Source organism: Ferrovibrio sp. (assembly GCF_029255545.1).
Taxonomy (GTDB): Bacteria; Pseudomonadota; Alphaproteobacteria; order Ferrovibrionales; family Ferrovibrionaceae; genus Ferrovibrio.
On the sequence record NZ_JANLJJ010000083.1, the window covers coordinates 2,073 to 25,163 of the forward strand.

A 23,091-nucleotide genomic window follows, 5' to 3' on the forward strand; every position below is an offset into this window, starting at 1 on the left:
GCCTGGTCGCGTTCCGCCGTCCAGATGCGCGGATGGTCCAGGCCCAGCGCCTCGTCATAGGCGCGCGCCACGTTGAAGGGCTGGCAATGCTCGAAGATGGCAAAATTGCCGAAACGCGGCCGCATGGCGTCGTTGCAGCGATCAAAGGCTTCCTTCAGCGGCAGGCCCTTGGCGGCCGATTCCGACACCGAGCCATAAAGCGTGGTGAGGAAGTCGCGGGTGAGCGACAGGCCGTCGCTGACTTCCTTCGGGTTGCGCAGGGCATCGCCGCGGCCGGGCACGATGGCCTTGGGGCTGAATTCGGCGATCTTGTCGAGCGTCTTCGGCCAGTCGCTGAAATGGGCGTCGCCGCAATAGCAGGCCGAGTGGTATTCCACCAGGTCGCCCGAGAACATCACGCCGGCATCGGGCACCCAGGCCACCGTGTCGCCCGCCGTGTGGCCACGGCCCAGATGCATGATCTCGACGCGTCGTTTGCCCATGTAGAGCGTGAACTTGGTCGGGAAGGTCATGGTCGGCCAGGTCAGGCCTGGAATGCTTTCGGCCGAGCGGAACAGGCGCGGGAAGCGGCCGTATTCGGAATCCCAGTCTTCCTTGCCGCGCTCCACGATCAGGCTGCGGGTGGCCTCGGAGGCAAAAACCTGCTGCGGGTTATAGGCCGATGCGCCGAGCACACGCACGGCATGGTAATGCGACAGCAGCACATACTTGATCGGCTTATCGGTGACGCGGCGGATATGCTCGATCACCTGGCCGGCCATGTTCGGCGTGGCCTGGGTGTCGATCACCATCACGCCATCGTCGCCGATGATCACGCCGGTATTGGGGTCGCCCTCGGCGGTGAAGGCATACAGGCCCTCGCCCAGTTGGGTGAAGGAGACTTTCTTGTCTTCCATGTCGCCGGTGGAGGCGAAAGCTTTTCCGGGGGTTTTGGCGGGGGCGTTCGACATGACAAAAACTCCTTATTTCCCGAGCAGGGTTTCCGGCAGCCACAGGGCCAGCTGCGGAAACATGATGCACAACAGCAACGCGATCAACTGGATGATCACGAAAGGGATGATCCCCTTGTAGATGATCTTGGTGCCGATTTCGGCCGGGGCGACGCCACGGATGTAGAACAGGGCATAACCGAAGGGCGGCGTGAGGAACGAGGTCTGCAGGTTCACCGCGAACAGGATGGCAAACCACAGCAGGATCTGCTCCTTGCCCAGCCCGCCGAAATCCAGCCCGGCCATGATCGGCGCGATGATCGGCATGACGATGAAGGTGATCTCGACCCAGTCGAGGAACATGCCCAGCACGAAGACAAAGGCCATGATGATGAACATCACCCAGTAGGGATTGGTACCGGCCTCGTCCACGCCCAGCGCATCGGCGATCATGGTATCGCCGCCCAGTTTGCGGAAGATCACGCTGAAGATGGTGGCGCCGATCATCACGAACATGATCATCGCCGTGGTGCGCGTGGTTTCGTTCAGCACGGCGAGGAACTGCTTCCAGCTGAGCTGGCGCGACAGCACCGCAAGCAGGAAGGCGCCTAAAGCGCCGAGCGCCGCGGCCTCGGTGGGCGTGGCGATGCCGGCGATGATCGAGCCCAGCACCACCAGGATCAGGATCATCGGCGCCAGCAGGTCGCGGGCCAGCCGGGCGACGGCCTGGGCAAAGGGCAGGCGGTCGCGGGCGGGCAGCGGCGGCATGGTTTCCGGCTTGAAGATCGCCAGGAACACCAGATAGACGATATAGAGGCCGCCCAGCATCAGGCCGGGGATCATGGCGCCGGCGAACAGGTCGCCGACCGAAATCCGCATCGTGTCGCCCAGCACCACCAGCATGATGCTGGGCGGGATGAGAATGCCCAGCGTGCCGGTGGAGGCGATAATCCCGGTGGCGAGCTTGGGGTCGTAGCGGCTTTCCAGCATCACCGGCAGGGCCAGCACGCCCATCAGCACGACGGACGCCCCGATGATGCCGGTGCTGGCCGCCATGACGATGCCGATGATCGCCACCGCGAAGGCATAGCCGCCGGGCAGCGGCCCGAGCAGGCCGGCCAGCGAGCGCAGCAGGCGCTCGGCGATGCCGGATTTTTCCAGCATCAGGCCCATGAAGACAAACAGCGGTACCGCAATCAGCAGCCAGTTGCTCAAAATTCCTGAGAAGGTGCGCGACACGCCGGTGGAGAGGAACAGGATCGGCACGTCGGCGGCGAAGGTGAAGATCACGCCGATACCGGCCAGCACGATCGCCACCGGATAGCCGGTGAAGATGCCCAGCAGCAGGGCGACGCACATCAGCAGGGGCCAGAAATACTCCATGGCGATAATCCTTACGCCCCGATGTCTTTATGCGCGACGGCGCCGCGCGTGAGCACAAGCTGGATGATCAGCCGCAGGGTGCGGGCCAGACCCAGCAGGCCGAGCAGGCCAAAGCCCAGCGGCATCACCGCCTTGATGATCCAGGTATCGTTGAGGCCGCCATAGGAGGAGCCTTCGTTCGAGGTATAGGCCGAGAGCATGAATTTCCAGGCAAACCAGGTCATCACGGCGGCAAAGGGCAGCAGGAAGAGGATGTCACAGAGGATGACGACGAGGCGCCGCGTGCGCTCGGTGAAAGTGCTGGCGATGAAATCGACGCTGACATGGCTGTCGGTATGCAGGGCATAGACACCGCCCAGCATGACCATGACGGCGAACAGATGCCATTGCAGGTCGGTCAGGCCGTTCATGGTGATCTTGCTGCCGAACAGCGGCACGGCGAAGCCCCAGTCGAACAGCGTGTTGAAGCGCAGCTGCGCCATCAGCACGCTGAGGCAGACGCTGATCACCAGGATGGGCGTGGCCCAGCCAATGGCCCGGCCGAACCAGGCGCAGGCTTCCTCGATCCGTTTCAGCAGCGCGATCACCGATCCCCCCTGAAGGATCGCGCCGCCGGCGGCAACAGGCCATCCGGCGGCGCGGACTCTTCTTTTTACCGTATCACACTCAGTTGCGCGGAATGGCCTGCAGGTCGTTCCAGCGGCCGACGCGCTTCACATAGGCGCTCAGCGACTTGTAGGCCTCGGCGAACAGCGCGTCCTTCTGCGCCTCTTCCTCCATCACCTCGGTCGAGGCCTTGTGCAGGGCGGCCAGCACCGCGTCGGGGAAGCGCTGCACCTTCACGCCGGCCGCCTCGATCTTCTCGATCGCGTCGACCTGGGCATTGATCTGGTCGAAGGTGTTGTAGGTGATGTTGGCGTAGCAGGCTTCCACCATCGCCTTCTGGTGCTTCTCGGGCAGCGACTTCCACACATTCATGTTGATGATGATGGTGTCCCAGCTGGCCGGCTGGTGCCAGCCCGGGAAGTAGTAATGCTTGGCGATCTTCTGCAGGCCGAGACCAAGATCAAGCTGCGGCGCGGAGAATTCCGCCGCCTCGATGCGGCCACGTTCCAGCGAGACGAAGATTTCGCCGGCCGGCACCAGCTGCACATTGGCGCCCAGCTTGGCCATCGCCTTGGCGCCCAGGCCGGCGATGCGCATGTTGAGGCCTTTCAGGTCGGCGACCGTCTTGATCTCCTTGTTGAACCAGCCGCCGGCCTCGGGCACGACGAGATGGCAGGGGATGATCTTCACGTTATGCGGATCATAGGCCTTCTGGATGATCTCCAGACCACCGCCCTGGAACATCCAGCCGAGGAACAGCTCGGGATTCGGGCCGAACGGCATCGAGCCAACCAGGTTGGCGACCGGAATCTTGCCGGCCCAGTAGCCGACCCAGTCGAAGCCCATCGGGATCGAGCCGTTGGACACGGCGCCGAACACCTCGAAGGGCGGCACGAATTCGCCGGCGCCATGCACCTTGATCTTGACCTCGTTGTTGGTCATCAGCGCGACGCGCTCGGCCCATTTCACCGGGCTCGGGCCGATCGAGGGCACCTGCAGGCCGAACACGCTCTGCAGATCAAAATTCTTGGTCTGACTCTGGGCCTGGGCCAACGCCGCCTGCGGCGCGGCAAGGCCGAGGCCCAGCGCGGCGACGGTGGCCGCCTTGAGAATAAGCTGACGCATGAAATCCCTCCCTCGGGGTTTTGCGAACCGACCGAATGACCCGTCCTGTTCAGTCCGGACGGGGCGTTTCCTCCAATGAGCGCCACCGCCGCGGCCGTTATTCACGGACCGCTTGCAATCGCGTCGGCCGGACTATATGAAATAACGAATAAGTTCGCAATACACGAATTGCGGGAGGAAATCAGATGCAACAGGGTCTATTGGCCGGCGAAGTTGCCGTGGTCACTGGCGCCGCCCAGGGCAACGGCCGGGCCATCGCGCTCGGCCTGGCCAAAGCCGGCGCCGCCATCGCCGCCGCCGACATCAATGCCGCCGGCGCGTTAGCCGTGGCGGCCGAGATCGCAGCAATCGGCGGCAAAGCTTATGGCGCCGGGCTGGACGTGAGCGACGCAGGCGCCTGCGCCGCCTTCGCCAATGCGGCCGAAGCCGCGCTCGGCACGCCCTGCAGCGTGCTGGTGAACAATGCCGGCATCATCCGCCGCGTTGCCATCGACGATCCCGATTACGACCGCCACTGGCTCGATACGCTGGGCGTCAACGTCACCGGCATGAAGAACATGACGCGCGCCCTGCTGCCGCAGCTGCGCAAAACCAAGACAGCAAATGGTGGGGGCCGCATCGTCAATCTCGGCTCAATCAATTCCTTCGCCACCGGCGCGCGCGCCACCACCTACACCGCCAGCAAGGGCGCGGTGCTGCAATTCACCCGCGCGCTGGCCGCCGAGCTGGCGCCGGAAGGCATCCGCGTGAACGGCATCGCGCCGGGCGTGATCGACACGCCGATGACGGAAGCCACGCGCGGCGATCCCGCTGCCATCGGGCGCTTCATGGCGCATACGCCGATGGGCCGCACCGGCAAACCCGAAGAGCTGGTCGGCCCGGTGCTGTTCCTGGCGTCGGGCATGTCGAGCTACGTCACCGGCGCGATGCTGCCGGTCGATGGCGGTTATCTCACGGTTTGAGTGGAGTGACGATGATGAAGACCCATGATTGCGACCTGCTGGTGGTGGGCTCGGGCGCTGGCGGCATGGCCGCCGCGGTGACGGCGAAACTGCATGGCCTGGACGTGCTGGTGGTGGAGAAAGAAGCCGTCTATGGCGGCACCACGGCGCGATCGGGCGGCTGGCTGTGGATTCCGGCCAACCCGCTGGCCGCGCGCGAAGGCATCAGCGACAGCAGCGCCAACGCACGCACCTACCTGCAGCATGAAGCGGGCAACCATTTCGATGCCGAACGCGTCGATGCCTTCCTGGAAAACGGCCCACGCATGGTCGATTTCTTTGAAAGCAAAACAGCCGTGAAATTCGTGCTGGGGCCGCAGTTTTCCGACTACCACCCCAATGCGCCGGGCGCCCTGGCCGGCGGCCGCTCGATCTGTGCCGAGCCGTTTGACGGCAACGAGCTGGGCGAGCAGATCAAGACCCTGCGGCCGCCGCTGAAGGAAATCACCGTCGTCGGCATGATGATCGGCTCGGGCAAAGAACTGCTGCATTTCTTCAACGTGACGCGCAGCGTGGTATCGGCCGCCTATGTGGCGAAGCTGCTGGCGAAATATGTGCGCGACGTGGCCCTGCATGGCCGCGCCATGCGGCTCACCAACGGCAACGCCCTGGCCGGGCGGCTGGCGAAATCGGCTTTTGACCTCGGCATTCCGCTCTGGTTGGAAGCGCCGGCGCAGGACTTGCTGCGTGACGGCGAAGCCGTGACCGGCGCGGTAATCGGCACCAAGGACGGCCCGGTGCGCGTGACCGCGCGCAAGGGCGTGGTGCTGGCCACCGGCGGCTTCCCGCATGACATCGAGCGCCGCAAGCAGCTTTATCCCCATGCGCCCACCGGCCAGGAACACTGGTCGCCGACGCCGAGCAGCAACACCGGCGACGGCATCAAGCTGGCGCGGCCACTCGGCGCCAGCACCGCCGACGAGCTGCCCAATGCCGCCGCCTGGGTGCCGATCAGCCGCGTGCCCTGGAATGACGGCAGCTTCGGCACCTTCCCGCATTTCATCGACCGCGCCAAACCCGGCGTGATCGCCGTGACCCGCGCCGGCACGCGTTTTGTCAACGAGGGCAACAGCTATCACGATTTCTGCCAGGCGCTGGTAAAGGCGACCAAAGGTATGAATGGCGAGATCTGCGCCTGGCTGGTCTGCGACCATCCGACGCTGCGCCGCTATGGCCTGGGCCATGTGAAGCCCTTCCCGGTGCCGATCGCGCATCAGCTGAAAAACGGCTATCTCAAGCGCGGCCGCACTCTTGCTGAACTGGCGCAAGCCTGCGGCATCGACGCGCCGGCCTTCAGCCAGACCGTGGCCGACTACAACACACACGCCCGGCGCGGCGAGGACCCGGCCTTCCACAAGGGCAGCACCGCCTATAACCGTTACCTGGGCGATCCGACCGTGAAGCCCAATCCCTGCCTGGCGCCGGTGCAGACCGGGCCGTTTTACGCCGTGCAGGTGGTGATCGGCGACCTGGGCAGTTTTGCCGGCCTGAAGACCGACGCGCAGGCCCGCGTGCTGGGCGAAAACGGCCAGCCGGTGCCCGGGCTGTATGCGGCCGGCAACGACATGGCCAGCATCATGGGCGGCAATTACCCTGGCGGCGGCATCACGCTGGGCCCGGCCATGACCTTTGGCTATATCGCCGCGCGCCATGCGGCCGGCGCCCAGGTCAAGTAAGCGGCACGCGTGACACGACGCGCGCCGGCGGCTATGCAATAGGCATGGGGGACACAGGCGATCCGGCTTCGGCCATTCCGCTTTATGGCGGAGAAGACAGCGACGTGGCGCCGCTGAAGGGCCGCGGCGTGCAGTCGGTGGAGATCGGCGGCCGGCTGCTGGGCATCCTGGCGCAGCATGGCCAGCCGATGATGCTGCGCGACCTGGCGCAACAGGCCGAGCTCACGCCCGGCCAGGCCCATGCCTACATGACCAGCCTGCGCAAGCTGGAACTCGTTGAGCAGGATGCCGCCTCGGGCCGCTATCGCCTGGGACCTTTCGCGCTGCAGCTTGGCCTGGCGCGGCTGCGCGGCAGCGATCCCTATCGCCTGGCCGCCGAACAGGTGGCCGACCTGGCCGAGCGGCTGAACCTGATGGTGGCGATCACGGTCTGGGGCACCCATGGCCCGACCATCGTGCTGGTGCAGGAATCCTCGAACTACATCCACGCCAATGTGCGGCCCGGCGGCATGTTCACCGTGACCGGCACGGCGACTGGCAAGATCTTCGCCGCGTGGCTGCCGCCAAAGCTGGTCGAGCCGGTGATCGAGGCCGAACTGCAGGCCGCGCAGAAGGGCTGGAGCGACGTGGGCGCGCTGGCCGGCGCGGCTTTGCAACGCGAGATCGACAAGGTGCGCCGCGACGGCATCGCCGCCACCACCGACCTGCCGGTGCCGGGCATCAGCGCGCTGAGCGCGCCGGTCTTCAACCACAGCGGCCACCTGCAGCTGGCCATCACCGTGATCGGCCCGACGCGCAAGATCGACGTCGCGACCGGTGGCCCGCATGCTTCGGCGCTGCTGGCCTTCACGCGGCGGCTGTCGGCGCAGCTGGGCTATACGGACTGACATAATTCTTGGCTGAAATAAAAATTTGGCGGATGCCGAAGCATCCGCCGAGTTGGGGGGAAGGACCCAGAGGAAAACGGAAAGACGCGGTCTGCAAACCGCGCGCGGCATGCCGCCTAGGCCATGACCGCCTAGACCATCGGCGGTCGGCGGCCGGTGACCAGATGCGCCACCAGGCTGATGACGAAGACGGCCAGAAAAATGAAAAACAGAATCTGCGCGATGCTGGCCGAGGCCGCCGCGATGCCGCCGAAACCGAACAGGCCGGCGACCAGCGCCAGCACAAAGAAAATCAGCGCCCAATACAGCATGGCATTCACTCCTTTGCCGTTCTCGCGATGCTGCGACCAAAACGGCCCAGGCCGGCCCTGGTTCCGACCAGGATTCCGGGTGGGATTCCGGGTGGGGCTCCGGCTGGCAGGCGTGAAACTGTCAGGGAAATGCGGCGGCAATCGTGGCGGATTGTGGCGATTCCGCGGCGATCAAACCGTTACCGGGCGAGATGGGCGTCAGCCGTGCAGGATGGTTTCCACCACGCGCTGCACCTCCGCCGCCTCAGCCAGGGTGGCGAGGTCGTGCGCCGCGCCACGGGCCAGCGCCGCCACCTTGTCGAGCTGGCGCTTCAGCACCAGGGGCCGCATCTTCTCGTTGGGCAGCGCATCAGGCGCCTCCTGCCACACGCCATCGACCAAGCGTTCGGCGATCGACCAGTCGCGCAGACGGATGCGGCCCTGCGGCCCGGTGATCTCGAAGGTGTTGTGATCGGGCTTGTCGGTGTTGCCGACGCGCCCGCGCATCCTGACCGGCAGGTCGCCGGCGCGCAACGTGGCGGCGATGGCGCGTTCGGATTTGCCGTCCTCGGGATACGAGACGCTGTGGGTCTGCAAGTGCAGCGGGCCGAACAGGCGGCGCGCCAGGAACAGGAAATGCGAGCCAACCTCGCGGGCGAAGCCGCCCTGGGCACGCGCATCAAGCCAGCCGGCGGCATCGACCTGCCAGGGCCGTGGCCAGGCGGCAAAGCCGATGTCGATGGTGACGCGCTCGACCGGTCCGGTCACGCCCTGCTGCATCCATTGCCGCAGCTGGTCGACGGCGAAGGACGAGGCGAAGGGGAAATTGATGCCGCCGCGCCCGTTCTGTTTCGCCGCCTCGGCCACGAAGGCTTCGGCATCGGCAATATCGACGGCAAGCGGCTTTTCGCAGAACACGGCTTTGCCGGCCGCGAAGGCGGCGCGCGCATAACCCAGATGCGAGGCCGGCGGCGAGGCGATGTAGAGGCAGTCGCAGGCCGCGATCACGGCTGCGGCGGAATCCAGCCGCGGCACCTGCGGCAGGTCATTGGCCAGGCGCTGCATCGCGGCTGCCGAGGGGTCCCACAGGCCGGCGACGGTCAACACTGCCGGATCATGGTTGAGGGCGGCGCGCAGCAGGCGCTCACCCATGATGCCATAGCCGATGAAACCGAGACGGATGGAAGACATGATCAGAGCTTTCGATGTGTCTGGGGAAGGTGGCGCATTATAGGCGCGGCGCGATGGGCCAAAAACCCTGCCTCATCGCCTCACTTCACCCGGAACGGCAGGTTGGCGGTGGCGGCGGCGCCCCGGCCGTCGCGCACGGTGACGAACAGGCGATAGTGGCCCGGCTGCAGTCCGGCAATGGCGACGCCTTTCGGACCCGGTTCGCGCAGGGCCTGCGGGAAGCTGGGCGGCGCGGCCTCGGCATCGCCCGAGGTTCTCAGGTCGGTGCTTTCGGCCATCACCGTCCACACCACGCCGATCTGGTCGCCATCGGGATCTTCCACCGCGATCTCGGCGCGGATGGTATCGCCGCGGTTCCAGTCACTGCCGTTGCCGGTGAAGCGGAACAGCGAGACGCGCGGCGTACGGTTGCCCTGCGGCGTGTTACCGCCCCAGGCCAGCGCCATCGCCTCGGCCGTGCGGGTGTATTCGCCGCCGGGCAGCAGCAGGCTGTGCCAGGTGGGCGTCACTTCCTGCTTCTGGCCCCAGTAGAACACAATCTCGCCCTGCACATGCGGCTGCAGCGCGGAGAACCAGCGCGACAGCAGGGCCGCCTTCTCGTCGCTGCTGGGCTCGATGGCGGCGTTCCACGGCGTGCGTTTCGCCTGCCACTGGCCCAGCGGCCCCATCTCGGTGACGATCAGCGGACCTTTCCAGCCCTGGGCACGGACCCGCTCGGGCAACGAGGGCAGCGCGTCGCCATAGGAATTCACCCCAAGCACCTGGATGCTGGGCGCGAGGCGGCGCAGTTTCGCCACCTTGTCGTTGCCCGCTTCGGCCAGCACGGCGAGCGTGGGATGGTTCGGATCGAGCCGGCGCACCAGCCGCGCGGCCTCCTCGATGCCGGGCCAGACCTGGCTGTCATCGGCCAGCTCGGCCTCCACCTCGTTGCCCAGGCCCCACATCAGCAGGGCGGGGTGGTTCTTGTGCCGGTTGACGAATTCGGTGAGTCGCTGCAGCTGCGGCCCGACCTGGGCAAGGTCGCGGTAATTGAAGCCGCGACGCGGATGCTCCAGCCAGAAACCGGCAATCACCTTCAGCCCGGCCTTCTGCGCCTCGTCGAGCACAAAACCGGTTTCGTCGCCATAAGTGCGGATGGTGGTGGCACCAAGCTGTTTCAGCAGGCCGAACCGGCTCTGGCCGGCGGCGCCCAGCACGGCAAAGGGCCTGCCATCGACCAGGATCTTTTCGCCCTGCACGGTGACCGTGGCGGCATCGGCCGATTGCGCCGCGGCGAACAGCATGGCGAAGGCAGTGAAAACAGGCAGCAGGATCTGGCGCATGGCAGACTCATGCCGATAAGCCGTGGTGCTTGCAAGCGCTTTGAGGTCGCAACCGGCAAATCCGCGGTGGGAAACCCACGTGCGCCGCCGATGTCTGCGATTAGCGCACCACCGGGGAAAACAGGCGGCATCCGGCCGGTTCGGGACACTATATATAATATACATGCGCAGCCCGGCCAGGACCCGTCCTCCTGCGGCAGCTCTGGCGGCTGGCAGCCGCTTGGGCTAGCGTGCCGGCGGATTGCACAACCCTGGATCACCGCCATGCGCCAGATCGAACGCCTGCTCGAAAACACCCTGTTCGCCAGCCGCTGGGTGATGGCGCCGTTCTATCTTGGCCTCGCCGTCGCCCTGATCCTGCTGCTGGTCAAATTCCTGCAGGAGCTGTTCCACACCGTACCGATCGTCTTCAGCATGAGCGAAAGCGATCTGGTGCTCTCCATCCTCGCGCTGATCGACCTGTCGCTGGCCGGCAACCTGCTGCTGCTGGTGATCTTCTCGGGCTACGAGAATTTCGTTTCCAAGATCGATACCGGCGACCACAAGGACCGGCCGGGCTGGATGGGCAAGATCGACTATTCCGGCATGAAGCTGAAACTGGTGGCCAGCATCGTCGCCATCTCGGCGATCCAGCTGCTGCGCGCCTTCATGAATATCGGCCAGAAGAGCCAGACCGAGCTGGCCTGGCTGGTCGGCATCCACATGACCTTCGTGGTGTCGGGCGTGCTGCTGGCCCTGATGGACCGGCTGACGGAATCCGCCGAGGGCCATGGCAAGGACCCGCATATTCCGGCCGATACCGAAGTGGCCGACGGCCACGTGACGGAAGACCGCGCCGGCAAGCCGCCGGCACGCCATACACGCGGCTGAAGGCATGCTGCGCGCGGGGATCGTCGCCGCGCTGCTGCTGCTGGCTGGCTGTGCCGGCGACCCTTTCGCTGGCTATCACGACCTGCCCGATGCGGTGCAGCGCCCGCACCCGCAGGCCGTGCCTCATACCGACCGCCAGGGCGTGGTGCTTTCCGCCTATGATCCGCTGCGCTCCATGCTGCCGCTGGGCCTGAGCGGCGCGCTGGCCGATTACGCCGCCGGCCCCAGCCGCGGTTTCCAGGCCGCTTTCGCGGCTGACTTCAACGCCGTGTCGGCCGATCCCGGCCAGCCCTTGCCCGCCCTGCTGAGCGCCGCCAACGGCTCGCGCGTGCAGCTGCTGGTGCCCAGGATCGAAACCGCCGATGCCGCGCTGCTGGATGCGGGCAATGCGGTATTGATCGAGATGCCGCGCGACCCGATGCAGGCCGGCCGCTTCGCCGCCACGGCGCGCGATCATGCCGGCCAGCCGGTCTGGGCCCTGCTGCCGGCCTATGCGCGTGGCGGCGAAAACCTGATCGATCCGGGGCAGGCGCGCGCGCTGGCCTTTGCCGCGCTGGTGCATGGCGCCAGCGGCCTGATCTGGCAGGGCGAGGACAATTACGCCGCGCGCAATGCCGGCGCCCTGGGCATCAGCGCCGCGCCACGGCTGGATTACGGCATCACCATGAACGGCGCCGATCGTCCGGCGCCGCGCAGGGCCAGCGCCGCGGAAGTGGCGGCCTCGAAGCGGTTATGGGACGCGGTGGCCCAACTCAACCGCCGCATCAGCCGCCTGCGCGGCGCGCTGCTGCAGCCCGATGCCGATGTCGGCTATCGCCTTGCCATCGCCGAAGCCACCAAGGCCGTAGCCACTGGGGCCGATGCCGCCGCGTCTGGCCGCGCGCCGGTGCTGCGCAGCCTGCTGAAACCCTGGGAAGACGGCTGGCTGCTGATCGTGGTGAACCTGCAGGCGGAAAGCCACGATATCCGCCTCGCTTTCGGCCACGGTTTCCGCCAGGCCGAACATCTGGATAGCGATGTCCGGCCGATGCAGGATGCCGCGCGCGGGCTGCTGCGCGATCGCATCGGGCCTTACGGCGTGCGGCTGTATAAAATCAGTCGCTAGGGCCGTGCAGGGCAAGCGCGCAGAGCGCCGGCACCGCCGCCTTGTCCTTTGCTGAAACCACGCAGCTCTGCGCCGGACGGGCGGGCGCGGTGACGGCGACCGCGACGCCGTGTTTGGGGCAGATGCCCAGGCAGCGCACGCGCGCCACCCGCACATCCTTCCTGTGACCCGCCGCCTTCACGGCATCTTTCAATTCGCTGGCCAGGCCAACGCCGCGTCCGCCATCGCATTCCGAACAGACCAGCACGAGGGCGGTGGACCAGTCGGGTTCGACCGGTTCGATGACTGGCTTCGGATTGTGGCGTGACATGGCGGACCTGCAGAAAAAACACTGCAGCCCGGCCGCAGCGGAAAACGGGACAATCTGTCCATCAGGTAGGAAACCGCCGCCATGGCGGCAAGCGCGCGCAGCATGAAAAAATCTGGTGCAACGCTGCAGGAAAGCTTCAGTTCCCTGCTGTTGCCCAATCGACACGGTTTGTATCGATCTGCAACGGTGTGGAGCGCCGCCATGATTCCGCCACCAAGGCTTCGTTCAGTGATGGTGACCGCCAGACACAGACAAGGGCGGCACAAGCCTCGCCATTTGTACAGGAGCATCACCATGACCCGTTATGTTTTCGCCGCTTTTGCGGCAGCCCTGCTTTCCGCCACTGCGCTGGCGTCCGCCATGGCGCAGGAGAATGCACCGCAGAACAACATGACTCTGCGCACCGGCAGCTATGGCGGCATCGCCGGCGGCGCGCTGATGCCGCAGGATACCGATGGCCCCGGCGGTTCGGAGCTGCAGCGCGATACCGGCTATGCGATCTATGGCCAGTATGGTTATCGTTTCCCGAACCAGCTGCGCCTGGAGGCCGAGCTGGGCTATGGCAACGCCGAATACGACCGCTTCCGCGCCGATGGCGGCAACAGCAGCGTGGGCGACGACACCGACATGTATTCGCTGACCGGCGCGGCCTATTACGATTTCGCCACCGGCACGCCGATCACGCCCTATCTCGGCGGCGGTGGCGGCCTGATGCACCAGCGATTCGACCGCAATACGGTGACCGCCGGCGGCACCACGCTGGGCGGCAATGACGGCAGCAGCACCGATCTCACCGCCTTCGGTGAGCTCGGCCTGTCCTACCAGGTATCGGAGAATCTCGAACTGGTGCCGAGCTATCGCTACCAGTGGATCAACGATGGCGAGCAGGGCCTGGACGACACCACCATGCATGTGGCGCGCATCGGCCTGCGCAGCTGGTTCTGATCCCCATTGCAGGCACGGAAAACGGCGGGCCGAGCCCGCCGTTTTTTGCGCCTAGTGGCAGGCCTTTTCCGTGGCGCCCGGGCCGCCGAGATCGTCGAGGATCGGGCAATCGGGCCGCGCATCGCCATGGCAGGCCTCGGCCAGATGCTGCAGGCTGCGCTTCATCGCCTGCAGCTCGGCGATCTTGGCGGTGAGATCGTCGATATGCTTCATGGCGATGTCCTTCACCGCCGCCGAAGGCCGCGACCGGTCGCGCCACAGGCCGAGCAGCAGGCGGATGTCGTCGAGCGCGAAGCCGAGATCGCGCGAACGCCGAATGAAGCGCAGCATGTGCACATCGGCCTCGCCATAGACGCGGTAGCCGCTGGCGCTGCGGCCGGCTTCCGGCATCAGGCCAACGCTTTCGTAATAGCGGATCATCTTGGCGCTGACGCCCGAGGCGTCGCTGGCCTGGCCGATATTCATGCCATGCTCTCCTTCCTGGTCGTGGGTCGCCAGCGTTTCAGCAGCAGGGCGTTGCTCAGCACCGACACCGAACTGAGCGCCATGGCGGCGCCGGCCAGCATCGGGTTGAGCAGCCCGAATGCGGCCAGCGGAATGCCGATCACGTTATAGGCAAAGGCCCAGAACAGGTTCTGCCGGATCTTGGCGTTGGTGGCGCGCGCCAGATCGATGGCGTCGGCCACCAGGGTCGGATCGCCGCGCATCAGGGTGATGCCGGCGGTCTGCATGGCGACATCGGTTCCGGTAGCCATGGCGATGCCGACATCGGCGGCGCCCAGAGCCGGCGCGTCATTGATGCCGTCGCCCACCATGGCGATGGCGCCACCGCTTTCCTTGCGCAGCATGGTGATCAGGGCCGCCTTGTCCTGCGGCAGCACCTCGGCCTCGACGCGGTCAATGCCAAGCCTTGCCGCGACGGCCTGCGCAGCACCCCTGCTGTCGCCCGACAGCATCACGGTGCGGATGCCCATCGCCTTCAGCCGGTCGATCGCGGTCGCCGCCTGCGGCTTGGGTTCGTCGCCGAAGCCGACCAGGCCAAGCGCCAGCCTGCGATCCGCATCGGCCAGCCACGACACCGTGCGACCCTGTTCTGCCAGGGCTGCCGCCTGTGGCCCCAGGGCAGCCATGTCGATGCCCTCATCCCGCATCAGCCGCGCATTGCCGAACAGCAGGGCGACGCCATCGATGCGGCCAGCAATGCCGCGGCCGGGCAGGTCGCGGAAATCGTCCATCGTGCCCAGCGGGCAGCTGGCCACCTTATCCCTGATTGCCTGGGCCAGCGGGTGCTGCGAACCCGCCTGCAAGGCGGCCGCCCGCAGCAGCAGCGCCTGCTGATCACCGCCCGGCGCGACAATGATGTCGGTGACCACCGGCCTGCCTTCGGTGAGCGTGCCGGTCTTGTCGAAGGCGACAAGCGTGACGCCACGCGCGACTTCCAGCGCCTCGGCGTCGCGGATCAGGATGCCATGCCGCGCCGCCAGTCCGGTGCCGACCATCAAGGCGGCCGGCGTGGCCAGGCCCAGCGCGCAGGGGCAGGCGATCACCAGCACGGCAATGGCATGCACCAGCGCCATCTCGACATCGCCGCCGCCCAGGGTGAGGGTAAGCGCGAAGGTGACCAGCGCGATCAGCACCACGACCGGCACGAAAACGGCGCTGATCTGGTCGACCAGTTTCTGGATCGGCGGCTTGCTGGCCTGGGCGGTTTCCACCAGCCGCACGATACGCGACAGCGTGGTTTCGCCGCCCACCGCCATCACGCGCGCCACGATCAGGCCATCGCGATTGAGCGTGCCGGCATGCACCGCATCGCCGATGGTCTTTTCCACCGGCAGGCTTTCGCCGGTGAGCATCGATTCATCCACGCTGCCGCGACCCTCGACGATCAGGCCGTCGGCGGCGAAAGCCTCGCCGGCGCGCACTACCAATCTGTCGTCGGGCTGCAGCAGCGCGGTGGCGACCTCTTCCTCGCTGCCATCCGCGCGCCGCCGCCGCGCGGTGGCGGGCTTGAGTTTCATCAGCGCGCGCAACGCCGACACGGTCTGGCCCTTGGCGCGGGCCTCCAGCCACTTGCCGAGCCGCACGAAGGCGATGATCGCCGCCGCCCCTTCGTAATAGAGATGCGGCATCTCATCCGGCGCGGCGCGCCACCACAGCCAGGTGCTCAGGCCCCAGGCCGCCGTGGTGCCGAGCGCCACCAGCAGATCCATGTTGCCGGTCCCCGCCCGCAACGCGCCCCAGCCGGCCTTGTAGAAACGCCAGCCGAGGATGAACTGCACCGGGGTTGCGATGATGAACTGCCACAGCGGCGGCAGCATCAGGTCATGCCGGCCGCCCAGCTCGAACACCATGCCGCCGGCCAGCGGCAGGGTCAGCAGCACGGCCAGCAGGGCAAGGTTGCGTTCACGCGCGATCCGTTCGGCTGCCTCGTCCTCGCGCGCGGAAGTCGACGTGGCAGCATCATCAAAAGGGCGCGCCTCGTAGCCCGCCTTCTTCACGGCATCGAGCAGCGTGGCCAGATCGACCGCGCCGCGCGGCGCGGTCACCTCGGCGGTTTCGCTGGCCAGGTTGACGCTGGCGGCCCGCACGCCAGCCACGGCGGCCAGCGCCTTTTCAACCCGGCCGACGCAGGAGGCGCAGCTCATGCCGGAAATCTTCAGGGCCAGGCGATCCTGCGGCACCTGGTAGCCGGCTTTTTCCACCGCGCTGACCAGCGGCGCCAGCACGGTCGCGGCCGGCGAAGCGAATTCCACATGGGCGGTTTCGCTGGCCAAGTTGACGCTGGCGGAGTGCACGCCGGGCACGGCGGTCAGCGCCTTTTCGACCCGGCCGGCGCAGGAGGCGCAGCTCATGCCCGCGACCGGCAGGTCGAGGGCGACAACAGCAGCAGACATGACGAAAATCCTCTCGGCAGTGGACAACTGCCCCTCCAAATAAGGCTTCCCATGATGGGAAGGTCAAGCGGAAGTAGAGCCTAGCCTGCGCCGAAACAGGATTTGTCGGAAATCCGGCATTTCGGCGAATTGCGATTTTTTCACCTGCGACCATCATGCCTCTGGCCATGAGGCGGCCGGATTTGCTTATTCTGCGCCCATGGATTTCCTCGCCAGCCTGCCCGCGCCGCTCACCGCGCCGAGCCGCAGCTTTTTCGCCCAGTGGCATCGCTGGCGTGGCGACCGGCTGCTGCCCCGGCGCAGCGCCATGGATGCCAATGGCCTGGGCGACCTGCGCGGCTATTGCCTGCTGCTGGACATTCGCGGCCGCGACTCCATCCCGATCTGCTTTGCCGGCAACATGGTGGTTGAGCTGCTGGGAACCGACCTGGCCGGGCGCAATTATCTCGACCTGACCGAGCCGGAAAATCGCAGCCGGCGCGCCGCCCTGCTGTTCGCCGAGATCGCCCAGCCCTGTGCCGCCGTGATCTATTACTGGCTGCAAAGCGCACGCGGCCGCACTCTGCCGGTCGAACTGGTCTCGGCGCCGCTCTGCAACGATGACACCGACCAGCCCTCGCTGGTGCTGGCCTGCGCCACGCCGCTGGTGCCGGGCAAGGGCGGCGATGTGATGCAGGCGGCGTCTTACACTGAAGGCGAGGGCCTGCGTTTCATCGATATCGGCGCCGGCATTCCGCCGGTGGGCGCCGATATGGCGATGTTTGGACACAGTATCCAGTGATGTACAGCGTTCCCGATCTCAAGTCCCTGTTGTCGGAACCGCCGGCCATGGCCCAGCTGCCCGGCCAGGCCGATAACCGGCTGAGCGATGACAGCCGCGTCTTTCTCGCCTGCTGGAACCGCTGGCGCGGGACCAGGCTGCTGCCACGGCGCGCGGACATGGATATCACGTCGATCGCGAGGCTGATGCCGCGCATTCTGCTGCTGGAGATATCCGGGCCGGACCGCATGGTATTCCGGCTGGCCGGCACCGAGATCGAACAGCATCTCGGCCGGCGACTGCAGGGCCATGATTATCTTGCCATGGTGGCACCGGACCGTCAGCCGCGCCGCGCCATGCTGATGTGGCGGATCGTGAACCAGCCCTGCGCGGCGATGAATACCTATCGCATCACCGAACCCAACGGAGAGCAGCGGCAGATCCAGATCTGCGGCGCGCCGATCCTGGCGGATGAGCCCGACGCGCCGATCCAATGGCTGGCGGTGGTCAGCAATCTGCGCCGCCTGGGCTGGGGCGAAGCGGGTTCCGCCTTCGACCCCAGCGCCACCCGGCTGCATCTCATCGATATCGGCGCGGGCCTGCCGCAGCTGGGCAGTTAGCGGAAGAACCCGACCAGGCTGACCAGCGCATTTGCCTGTATGGCGAGATTCTGCGTTGCCGCCGATGTCTCTTCCACCAGGGCACCGTTGCGCTGGGTCATTTCATCCATATTGGCGACGGCAGTGTTGATCTCCTGCATGGCGCGCGACTGCTCGCTGCTGGCGGTAGAAATCTCGGCGACGATGTCGTTGACCTGCTTCACCGCCGTCAGGATATCCTGCAATGACTGGCCGGTCTGATTGACCAGCTGCACGCCGGTCTTGACCTGGGCGTTGGAGTCCTGAATCAGCGCCTTGATGTCTTTCGAGGCATTGGCCGAACGTTGCGCCAGGGCGCGTACTTCCTGCGCCACCACGGCGAAGCCCTTGCCGGCCTCGCCGGCCCGCGCCGCCTCCACCGAGGCATTCAGCGCCAGCAGGTTGGTCTGGAAGGCGATCTCGTCGATCAGGCCGATGATGTCGGAAATCTTCTGTGCGCTCTGCTCGATCTGGGTGACGGCGGCAACGGCATTCCCGACGACTGCGCCACCCTTTTCCGCCGCGCCCCGCGCCGCAGCAGCACGCTGCGCGGCGGCCTGGGCATTCTCGGCGTTGCGTTGGACTGTTTCGGTGACTTCATGCATGGCGGCGGCCGTCTGCTCCAGGGTGGCAGCCTGGCTTTCGGTCCGCTGGGCCAGATCGCGGGCACCATCGGAGATTTCGTCCGAGGCGATCCGCACCACGCCAGCCGTGTCGCCGATCTTGCCGGTGATCTCCTTCAGCTTGTCGATGGTGGCGTTGCAGTTCTGCTGCAGGCGCTGCAACTGGCCCTGATAGCTGCCGGTCATGCGGCGGGTCAGGCCGCCCTGCGCCAGCTCACCCAGCACGCCGTCAAGCTGGTCGACCGCGCCGGCCATGGTATCGACCAGGCCATTGACACCCGTCGCCACGTCCCTGATGAACCCGGCCTTGCCTTCGAGGCCAACGCGACGGCTGAAATCGCCTTCGCCAGCCGCCTTGACCAGGGCGGCCACTTCGCCCTGCACCGCCAGTTCCTCGGTGAGGTCTCGCCATTCCACGGCCGTGCCAATGCGTTTGCCGGTGGTGTCGAGCACCGGAATCGCCGTGATATCGATGCGCCGGCCGCCGACGCTGACATGGAAGGTCTTTTCGCCGGCGAGCGCGGTCAGCAGCTGGCGCTGATGCTGCGGATTCTGATGGAAGATGTCGATATTCTGCCCCAGCAGCGACTTGTGATCGAAGTTCGGCAGCAGCGACCGCAGAGCGGGCGTCGCCGTCTCGAAGACCCGTTCGGCGGCGCGGTTGACGAACACGATCCGGCCATCGTTGTCGGCCAGCGTCACGGCTGCCGTGATCGAGTCCAGCGTCTGCTTGGTTTGCAGTCCGGTGACGATGCGGTCGCGGATTTCGAGGGCCGCGCGCAGGGCGGCGCCCAGTTCATCGCCGCGGTCGATGCCGGTGGTATTGATGTCGACCTTGCCGGCGGTCAGATCGGTGAGCGCGGTGGTGACCCGCTGGATTGGCCGGGCCAGCGCCGAGCCGAACAGCAGGCCAATCACGACTGAGCCCGCCAGGGCAGCCAGGAACAGGGCAGCCAGGATCAGCGCGACCTTGTTGATCGTCGCATAGGCCACGTCGGTCGGCACCCGCACCAGCGCCGACCAGCCAAGGCCGGGATAATCATAAGCCCCCGTGCTGTGGTGATAGCCGGCCACCTGCATGATCTTCTTGCGGGCATGCAGCGATTCAATGCCGCCCGATTTGCCGGCCACCGCGAGCCTGGCCGCTTCGACGCCGGCTTCCGCCAGGTTGAGCTTGCCAATCACATTCCAGTCGCGCGTATAGGCTTTGCCGGCCAGCTTGTCGGAATCGTAATCGACAATCACCTTGCCCTGCCCATCGAGCAGGGTGATCTCGGCATTCGTCAGGCCGCCTTTGGCAAGCGAGTCCGCGGTCTGCTGCACAATCTGCTCGACCAGGCCGAAATCGGTGAAATTCGCCCAGACGCCGATGGTCTTGCCCGTTTCGTCGACAACCGGCGCGGCGAAGATCATGGCGTAATCATCGCCATTATAAAGCTGCGCCAGATCGGGATGACGGGCCGGCTGCTCCACCACGCTGCCGCTAAAGCCGTTTCTGCCCTTGAGGAACCTGCCGTCGAGCGCGGCGCGCAACCAGGAGGCCTGGGCATAATTCTTCTGGTACAGCACGGTGGTGGCAAGCGGCTTGCCGGCGGCATCCCTGGAATTCACCGCCAGCAGCTTGCCCTCGGGGCTGACCAGAAGCATCAGCTTGTAGATGCCGTAATTGGCCATGTAGCGATCCATCGCCCGAACCAGATGGTTGTCTTCGCCTGGCCTGGCCCAATGATCGGGATCTATGGCCGCCGCGTTGTAGCCGAAGGCCTGCACATCGCCGTAGCGTTCGAACAGGTTGCGGTCGACGACTTCGTTGATGGTGATGGCGGCGGTGGCGACCCGCGTGCCTTCCTCGTACCGGATTTCATCCGCTTCAATCCACAGGGCGACGGCGACCAGCATCAAAGGCAGGATGGCGAAGGCAAGCAGCGCCAGAACGATTTTGGATCGAATGGTGGTGAGCCGGAGGGCGGAATTGGATGGGATGGGCATGTTTGTCACCTCATTGCAGGGAGGTGCGGAGGGCCTTCCGGGATTGCCAGGGCAGCTCACGCGCCTGACGGTATTTGCGTACCTGTCACATACACGGTTAAGTTATAAACCAGTAACGTTACCCATTATTTCTCAATTACTTATTTGTAATGCTACTTTTGGTCCCTGCGCCGTGGCCGTACCAAATCAACCAAACCGGTGGCAAACCTGGTTTTTTTCGTTAAGCTCTTTTTTTGAGAAGAACGGCTGGTTGTTACAATGGCCGGCCATGTTGCGGGGAGGCCATCCTGGCGTCGGATAACAAGCCTGAACGGCAGCGTATCTTGCTGGTCGAGGATTCGGTGCCCGTACGTGCCGCTTTGCGGGTGGCGCTGGAGGCTGCTGCCTATCTGGTCGAGGAGGCGCCGACCGGCCGCGATGGTCTGGCCAAGGCCGATGCCGCCGACCTGCTGATGCTGGATCTTGGCCTGCCCGATATCAGCGGTTTCGAAGTGCTGGAAGAACTGCGCAGGAGCGCCACCACCCCGGTCGTGGTGCTGTCTGGCCAGGAAGAGGTCGAAGCCAAGATCCGCGCGCTTGACCTGGGCGCCGATGATTACGTCACCAAACCCTTTGATGCCGGCGAATTGCTGGCCCGCGTGCGTGCCGCCCTGCGCCGCCGTGGCGAGCCGGCCGCGCCGAACGGCCCGGTCAGCATTGGCCCGTTCCAGATCGATCCGCTGACCGGCGACACGCGCCGCGACGACCGGCCGGTGCGGCTGTCGCCGATGGAGGCGCGCTTCGTGAAGATGCTGGCGCAGAAGACCGGCCAGCCGGTCGCTACCAAGCAGCTCACCGTCACGCTATGGGGCAATGATTCCGCCGAGATGCGCCAGGCCCTTCGCGTGCTGGCGCGCAAGGTGCGCTGCAAGATTGAGAAAGACCCCGACGAGCCGCGTTTCCTGCTGACCGAACCGCGTCTGGGCTATCGCCTGATTGACCCGGATTACGCGGCCGGCTGATCACGCGGCAGGCCGGAGCAGCCTTCAGAGCAGCCCTGCAAAACCTGCAACACGCTGAATCTGGCTTTGCATTCAGCCCTTTGTGGCGACCACGCGGCTTTCACGGAAATGTGCCCGACAGAATATGGCCGGGGGTACTTGGCAAGCGGCCGTCACCAACCCATATCGCGACCATGGCGACGGCGCCTTGCTGTTGCCGGCACCGGGAGATCCCCCCCTTTCGGTGCCTTTCTGGCGCAGAGTAAGCATTGCGCAAAACGCCCGGTTCGCCCCCCGACCGGGCGTTTTCTTTTTTGGCGGGCATTTGCTTTTTGGCGGGCGTTTGCTTTTTGCCGGCCGGATTAAATCCCCGCCAAAGAAATTCCTGCGGGATTGGGTTTCGTCCGTAGTCTGATATTGTAGGCGGCAATCCTGCGGCGGATATCGACAAGCCGGGAGACGAGGATGACGCCATGAGCCAGCACCCGCAGATTGACCCGGCCGTGATGCAGGAACGCCGGGCCTATTACGACAAAATCGGCACGCGCAAGATGACGCCGCTGTGGGAGGTGCTGCATGCCCTGGTGATCCCGCAGCCGAAAAGCGCCTGCATGCCCGCGATCTGGCATTATGCCGATATCCGCGACGACGTCATGGAGGCCGGCCGGCTGATCACGGCGAAGGAAGCCGAACGCCGCGTGCTGATCCTGGAAAATCCCGGCATGCCCGGCCAGTCGCGCATCACCACCTCGCTCTATGCCGGGCTGCAGCTGATTCTGCCCGGCGAAGTGGCGCCGGCGCATCGCCACACCCAGTCGGCGCTGCGTTTCATCGTCGAGGGCGACGGAGCTTATACGGCGGTGGATGGCGAGAAGACCATCATGCATGAGGGCGACTTCGTCATCACGCCGAGCTGGACCTGGCACGACCACGGCAATGACAGCGACAAACCGATGGTGTGGATGGACGGCCTGGACATTCCGCTGATCCAGGCGCTGGACTGCTCGTTCATGGAACGCCTGCCCGAAGACAGCCAGCCGCTCTCGCGCCCCGCCGGCGATGCCCTGGCGCGCTACGGCTCGGGCCTGCTGCCCGTCGATTTCGAAGTGAAGACGCCAACCTCACCGGTTTTCAACTATCCCTACAGCCGTACGCGCGAAGCGCTGGAAACCATGCGCCGCGCCGCGGAATGGGATGCCTGCCACGGGCTGAAACTGCAATACATCAATCCGGCCACCGGCCAGAGCGCCATGCCCACCATCGGCACCTTCATGCAGCTGCTGCCGAAGGGTTTCAGCGGCGCCAGCTATCGCAGCTCGGATGCCACGGTGTTCAGCGTGGTGGAAGGCGGGGGTTATACATTGGTGGGTGAAGGTGAAAGTCAGCAGCGTTTCGACTGGGGCAAACGCGATACCTTCGTGATCCCGAGCTGGGTGCCGCATCGCCATCACGCGCCCGACTCTGACGCCGTGCTGTTCAGCTATTCCGACCGGCCGGTGCAGAAGGCTTTGGGCCTGTGGCGCGAAAGCCGCGGCAACCGCTAAAGGATTTCGCTGAAGGATTT

Annotated in this window: 20 protein-coding genes and 1 pseudogene; 10 read left to right on the forward strand and 11 right to left on the reverse strand. The window is 65.7% G+C overall.

Features of this window, described 5'->3' with window-relative positions; translation table 11 throughout:
• The 4 genes from Q1J79_RS16615 to Q1J79_RS16630 all read right to left on the reverse strand — a co-directional run.
• On the reverse strand, window positions 1-950 hold a 950-nt coding region (locus Q1J79_RS16615), incomplete at its 3' end, for an MBL fold metallo-hydrolase (protein WP_300302571.1).
• Window positions 951-962: 12 nt separating this feature from the next.
• Window positions 963-2,312, reverse strand: a complete 1,350-nt coding sequence (locus tag Q1J79_RS16620; protein WP_300302573.1) for a TRAP transporter large permease subunit — start codon at window positions 2,310-2,312, stop codon at window positions 963-965.
• Window positions 2,313-2,323: 11 nt separating this feature from the next.
• Window positions 2,324-2,899 carry a TRAP transporter small permease subunit gene (locus Q1J79_RS16625; protein WP_300302575.1) on the reverse strand — a complete coding sequence of 192 codons (576 nt, stop codon included), beginning with the start codon at window positions 2,897-2,899 and terminating at the stop codon, window positions 2,324-2,326.
• A gap of 79 nt (window positions 2,900-2,978) precedes the next feature.
• Window positions 2,979-4,043 carry a TRAP transporter substrate-binding protein gene (locus tag Q1J79_RS16630; RefSeq protein WP_300302577.1) on the reverse strand — a complete coding sequence of 355 codons (1,065 nt, stop codon included), beginning with the start codon at window positions 4,041-4,043 and terminating at the stop codon, window positions 2,979-2,981.
• Window positions 4,044-4,228: 185 nt separating this feature from the next.
• Here Q1J79_RS16630 and Q1J79_RS16635 point away from each other — a divergent pair, with 185 nt between their 5' ends.
• The 3 genes from Q1J79_RS16635 to Q1J79_RS16645 are packed head-to-tail and all read left to right on the forward strand — an operon-like array spanning window position 4,229 to window position 7,607.
• Window positions 4,229-5,005, forward strand: coding sequence for an SDR family oxidoreductase (locus Q1J79_RS16635; RefSeq protein WP_300302579.1), 777 nt, complete (start codon window positions 4,229-4,231; stop codon window positions 5,003-5,005).
• An 11-nt stretch (window positions 5,006-5,016) separates the two neighbouring features.
• Entirely contained in the window at window positions 5,017-6,720 is a 1,704-nt protein-coding gene (locus Q1J79_RS16640) for an FAD-dependent oxidoreductase (protein ID WP_300302581.1), read from the forward strand.
• Between the two features lie 44 nt (window positions 6,721-6,764).
• Window positions 6,765-7,607, forward strand: a complete 843-nt coding sequence (locus Q1J79_RS16645) for an IclR family transcriptional regulator (protein ID WP_300302583.1) — start codon at window positions 6,765-6,767, stop codon at window positions 7,605-7,607.
• A gap of 131 nt (window positions 7,608-7,738) precedes the next feature.
• On the opposite strand, the gene Q1J79_RS16650 is transcribed toward Q1J79_RS16645, so the two are convergent.
• The 3 genes from Q1J79_RS16650 to Q1J79_RS16660 form a co-directional block, all read right to left on the reverse strand.
• Entirely contained in the window at window positions 7,739-7,918 is a 180-nt protein-coding gene (locus tag Q1J79_RS16650; RefSeq protein WP_300302585.1) for a DUF1328 domain-containing protein, read from the reverse strand.
• A gap of 198 nt (window positions 7,919-8,116) precedes the next feature.
• Window positions 8,117-9,088 (reverse strand): Gfo/Idh/MocA family oxidoreductase, encoded by a 972-nt coding sequence (locus tag Q1J79_RS16655; RefSeq protein ID WP_300302587.1) that lies wholly within the window; start codon window positions 9,086-9,088, stop codon window positions 8,117-8,119.
• Window positions 9,089-9,168: 80 nt separating this feature from the next.
• Entirely contained in the window at window positions 9,169-10,410 is a 1,242-nt protein-coding gene (locus Q1J79_RS16660) for a glycoside hydrolase family 2 TIM barrel-domain containing protein (protein ID WP_300302589.1), read from the reverse strand.
• Between the two features lie 273 nt (window positions 10,411-10,683).
• Here Q1J79_RS16660 and Q1J79_RS16665 point away from each other — a divergent pair.
• Window positions 10,684-11,166 (forward strand): annotated as a pseudogene (locus tag Q1J79_RS16665) (TIGR00645 family protein); the annotation flags it as partial.
• A 118-nt stretch (window positions 11,167-11,284) separates the two neighbouring features.
• Complete coding sequence (locus Q1J79_RS16670; RefSeq protein ID WP_300302593.1) at window positions 11,285-12,385, forward strand: hypothetical protein; 1,101 nt, start codon at window positions 11,285-11,287, stop codon at window positions 12,383-12,385.
• Here the strand turns inward: Q1J79_RS16670 and Q1J79_RS16675 are convergent.
• Window positions 12,375-12,695, reverse strand: coding sequence for a hypothetical protein (locus Q1J79_RS16675; protein ID WP_300302595.1), 321 nt, complete (start codon window positions 12,693-12,695; stop codon window positions 12,375-12,377). The two genes, Q1J79_RS16670 and Q1J79_RS16675, sit on opposite strands and share 11 nt — an antisense overlap.
• 294 nt (window positions 12,696-12,989) lie before the next feature.
• On the opposite strand from Q1J79_RS16675, the gene Q1J79_RS16680 reads away from it, so the two are divergent.
• Window positions 12,990-13,640, forward strand: a complete 651-nt coding sequence (locus Q1J79_RS16680; protein WP_300302597.1) for an outer membrane beta-barrel protein — start codon at window positions 12,990-12,992, stop codon at window positions 13,638-13,640.
• Window positions 13,641-13,691: 51 nt separating this feature from the next.
• Here the strand turns inward: Q1J79_RS16680 and cueR are convergent, their stop codons facing one another.
• A complete protein-coding gene (gene cueR, locus Q1J79_RS16685) occupies window positions 13,692-14,105 on the reverse strand; it encodes a Cu(I)-responsive transcriptional regulator (RefSeq protein WP_300302599.1) in 414 nt (137 codons plus the stop codon).
• Entirely contained in the window at window positions 14,102-16,537 is a 2,436-nt protein-coding gene (locus tag Q1J79_RS16690) for a heavy metal translocating P-type ATPase (RefSeq protein WP_300302601.1), read from the reverse strand. The genes cueR and Q1J79_RS16690 overlap by 4 nt, the downstream gene beginning before the upstream one ends.
• Before the next feature lie 199 nt (window positions 16,538-16,736).
• On the opposite strand from Q1J79_RS16690, the gene Q1J79_RS16695 reads away from it, so the two are divergent.
• Both Q1J79_RS16695 and Q1J79_RS16700 read left to right on the forward strand, forming a co-directional pair.
• On the forward strand, window positions 16,737-17,318 hold the full coding sequence (locus Q1J79_RS16695; RefSeq protein WP_300302603.1) for a PAS domain-containing protein: 582 nt from the start codon (window positions 16,737-16,739) through the stop codon (window positions 17,316-17,318).
• Window positions 17,318-17,917, forward strand: coding sequence for a PAS domain-containing protein (locus tag Q1J79_RS16700; protein ID WP_300302605.1), 600 nt, complete (start codon window positions 17,318-17,320; stop codon window positions 17,915-17,917). Before Q1J79_RS16695 ends, Q1J79_RS16700 begins: the two co-directional genes overlap by 1 nt.
• Here Q1J79_RS16700 and Q1J79_RS16705 read toward each other — a convergent pair.
• Window positions 17,914-20,547, reverse strand: coding sequence for a methyl-accepting chemotaxis protein (locus Q1J79_RS16705; protein WP_300302607.1), 2,634 nt, complete (start codon window positions 20,545-20,547; stop codon window positions 17,914-17,916). The two genes, Q1J79_RS16700 and Q1J79_RS16705, sit on opposite strands and share 4 nt — an antisense overlap.
• A gap of 323 nt (window positions 20,548-20,870) precedes the next feature.
• Here Q1J79_RS16705 and Q1J79_RS16710 point away from each other — a divergent pair, with 323 nt between their 5' ends.
• Both Q1J79_RS16710 and gtdA read left to right on the forward strand, forming a co-directional pair.
• Entirely contained in the window at window positions 20,871-21,548 is a 678-nt protein-coding gene (locus Q1J79_RS16710; RefSeq protein WP_300302609.1) for a response regulator transcription factor, read from the forward strand.
• Window positions 21,549-22,000: 452 nt separating this feature from the next.
• On the forward strand, window positions 22,001-23,071 hold the full coding sequence (gtdA, locus tag Q1J79_RS16715) for a gentisate 1,2-dioxygenase (protein ID WP_300302611.1): 1,071 nt from the start codon (window positions 22,001-22,003) through the stop codon (window positions 23,069-23,071).
• Window positions 23,072-23,091 lie beyond the last annotated feature (20 nt).

What these genes read in the sequence shown, in the direction of transcription:
- Q1J79_RS16675 (WP_300302595.1), bottom strand. Translation starts at nt 12,695, where the DNA reads ATGTCACGCCACAATCCGAAGCCAGTCATCGAACCGGTCGAACCCGAC.
- Q1J79_RS16660 (WP_300302589.1), bottom strand. Translation starts at nt 10,410, where the DNA reads ATGCGCCAGATCCTGCTGCCTGTTTTCACTGCCTTCGCCATGCTGTTC.
- Q1J79_RS16670 (WP_300302593.1), top strand. Translation starts at nt 11,285, where the DNA reads ATGCTGCGCGCGGGGATCGTCGCCGCGCTGCTGCTGCTGGCTGGCTGT.
- Q1J79_RS16700 (WP_300302605.1), top strand. Translation starts at nt 17,318, where the DNA reads ATGTACAGCGTTCCCGATCTCAAGTCCCTGTTGTCGGAACCGCCGGCC.
- gtdA (WP_300302611.1), top strand. Translation starts at nt 22,001, where the DNA reads ATGAGCCAGCACCCGCAGATTGACCCGGCCGTGATGCAGGAACGCCGG.
- Q1J79_RS16630 (WP_300302577.1), bottom strand. Translation starts at nt 4,043, where the DNA reads ATGCGTCAGCTTATTCTCAAGGCGGCCACCGTCGCCGCGCTGGGCCTC.
- Q1J79_RS16690 (WP_300302601.1), bottom strand. Translation starts at nt 16,537, where the DNA reads ATGTCTGCTGCTGTTGTCGCCCTCGACCTGCCGGTCGCGGGCATGAGC.
- Q1J79_RS16635 (WP_300302579.1), top strand. Translation starts at nt 4,229, where the DNA reads ATGCAACAGGGTCTATTGGCCGGCGAAGTTGCCGTGGTCACTGGCGCC.
- Q1J79_RS16650 (WP_300302585.1), bottom strand. Translation starts at nt 7,918, where the DNA reads ATGCTGTATTGGGCGCTGATTTTCTTTGTGCTGGCGCTGGTCGCCGGC.
- Q1J79_RS16680 (WP_300302597.1), top strand. Translation starts at nt 12,990, where the DNA reads ATGACCCGTTATGTTTTCGCCGCTTTTGCGGCAGCCCTGCTTTCCGCC.
- Q1J79_RS16640 (WP_300302581.1), top strand. Translation starts at nt 5,017, where the DNA reads ATGATGAAGACCCATGATTGCGACCTGCTGGTGGTGGGCTCGGGCGCT.
- Q1J79_RS16645 (WP_300302583.1), top strand. Translation starts at nt 6,765, where the DNA reads ATGGGGGACACAGGCGATCCGGCTTCGGCCATTCCGCTTTATGGCGGA.
- Q1J79_RS16695 (WP_300302603.1), top strand. Translation starts at nt 16,737, where the DNA reads ATGGATTTCCTCGCCAGCCTGCCCGCGCCGCTCACCGCGCCGAGCCGC.
- Q1J79_RS16655 (WP_300302587.1), bottom strand. Translation starts at nt 9,088, where the DNA reads ATGTCTTCCATCCGTCTCGGTTTCATCGGCTATGGCATCATGGGTGAG.
- Q1J79_RS16705 (WP_300302607.1), bottom strand. Translation starts at nt 20,547, where the DNA reads ATGCCCATCCCATCCAATTCCGCCCTCCGGCTCACCACCATTCGATCC.
- cueR (WP_300302599.1), bottom strand. Translation starts at nt 14,105, where the DNA reads ATGAATATCGGCCAGGCCAGCGACGCCTCGGGCGTCAGCGCCAAGATG.
- Q1J79_RS16620 (WP_300302573.1), bottom strand. Translation starts at nt 2,312, where the DNA reads ATGGAGTATTTCTGGCCCCTGCTGATGTGCGTCGCCCTGCTGCTGGGC.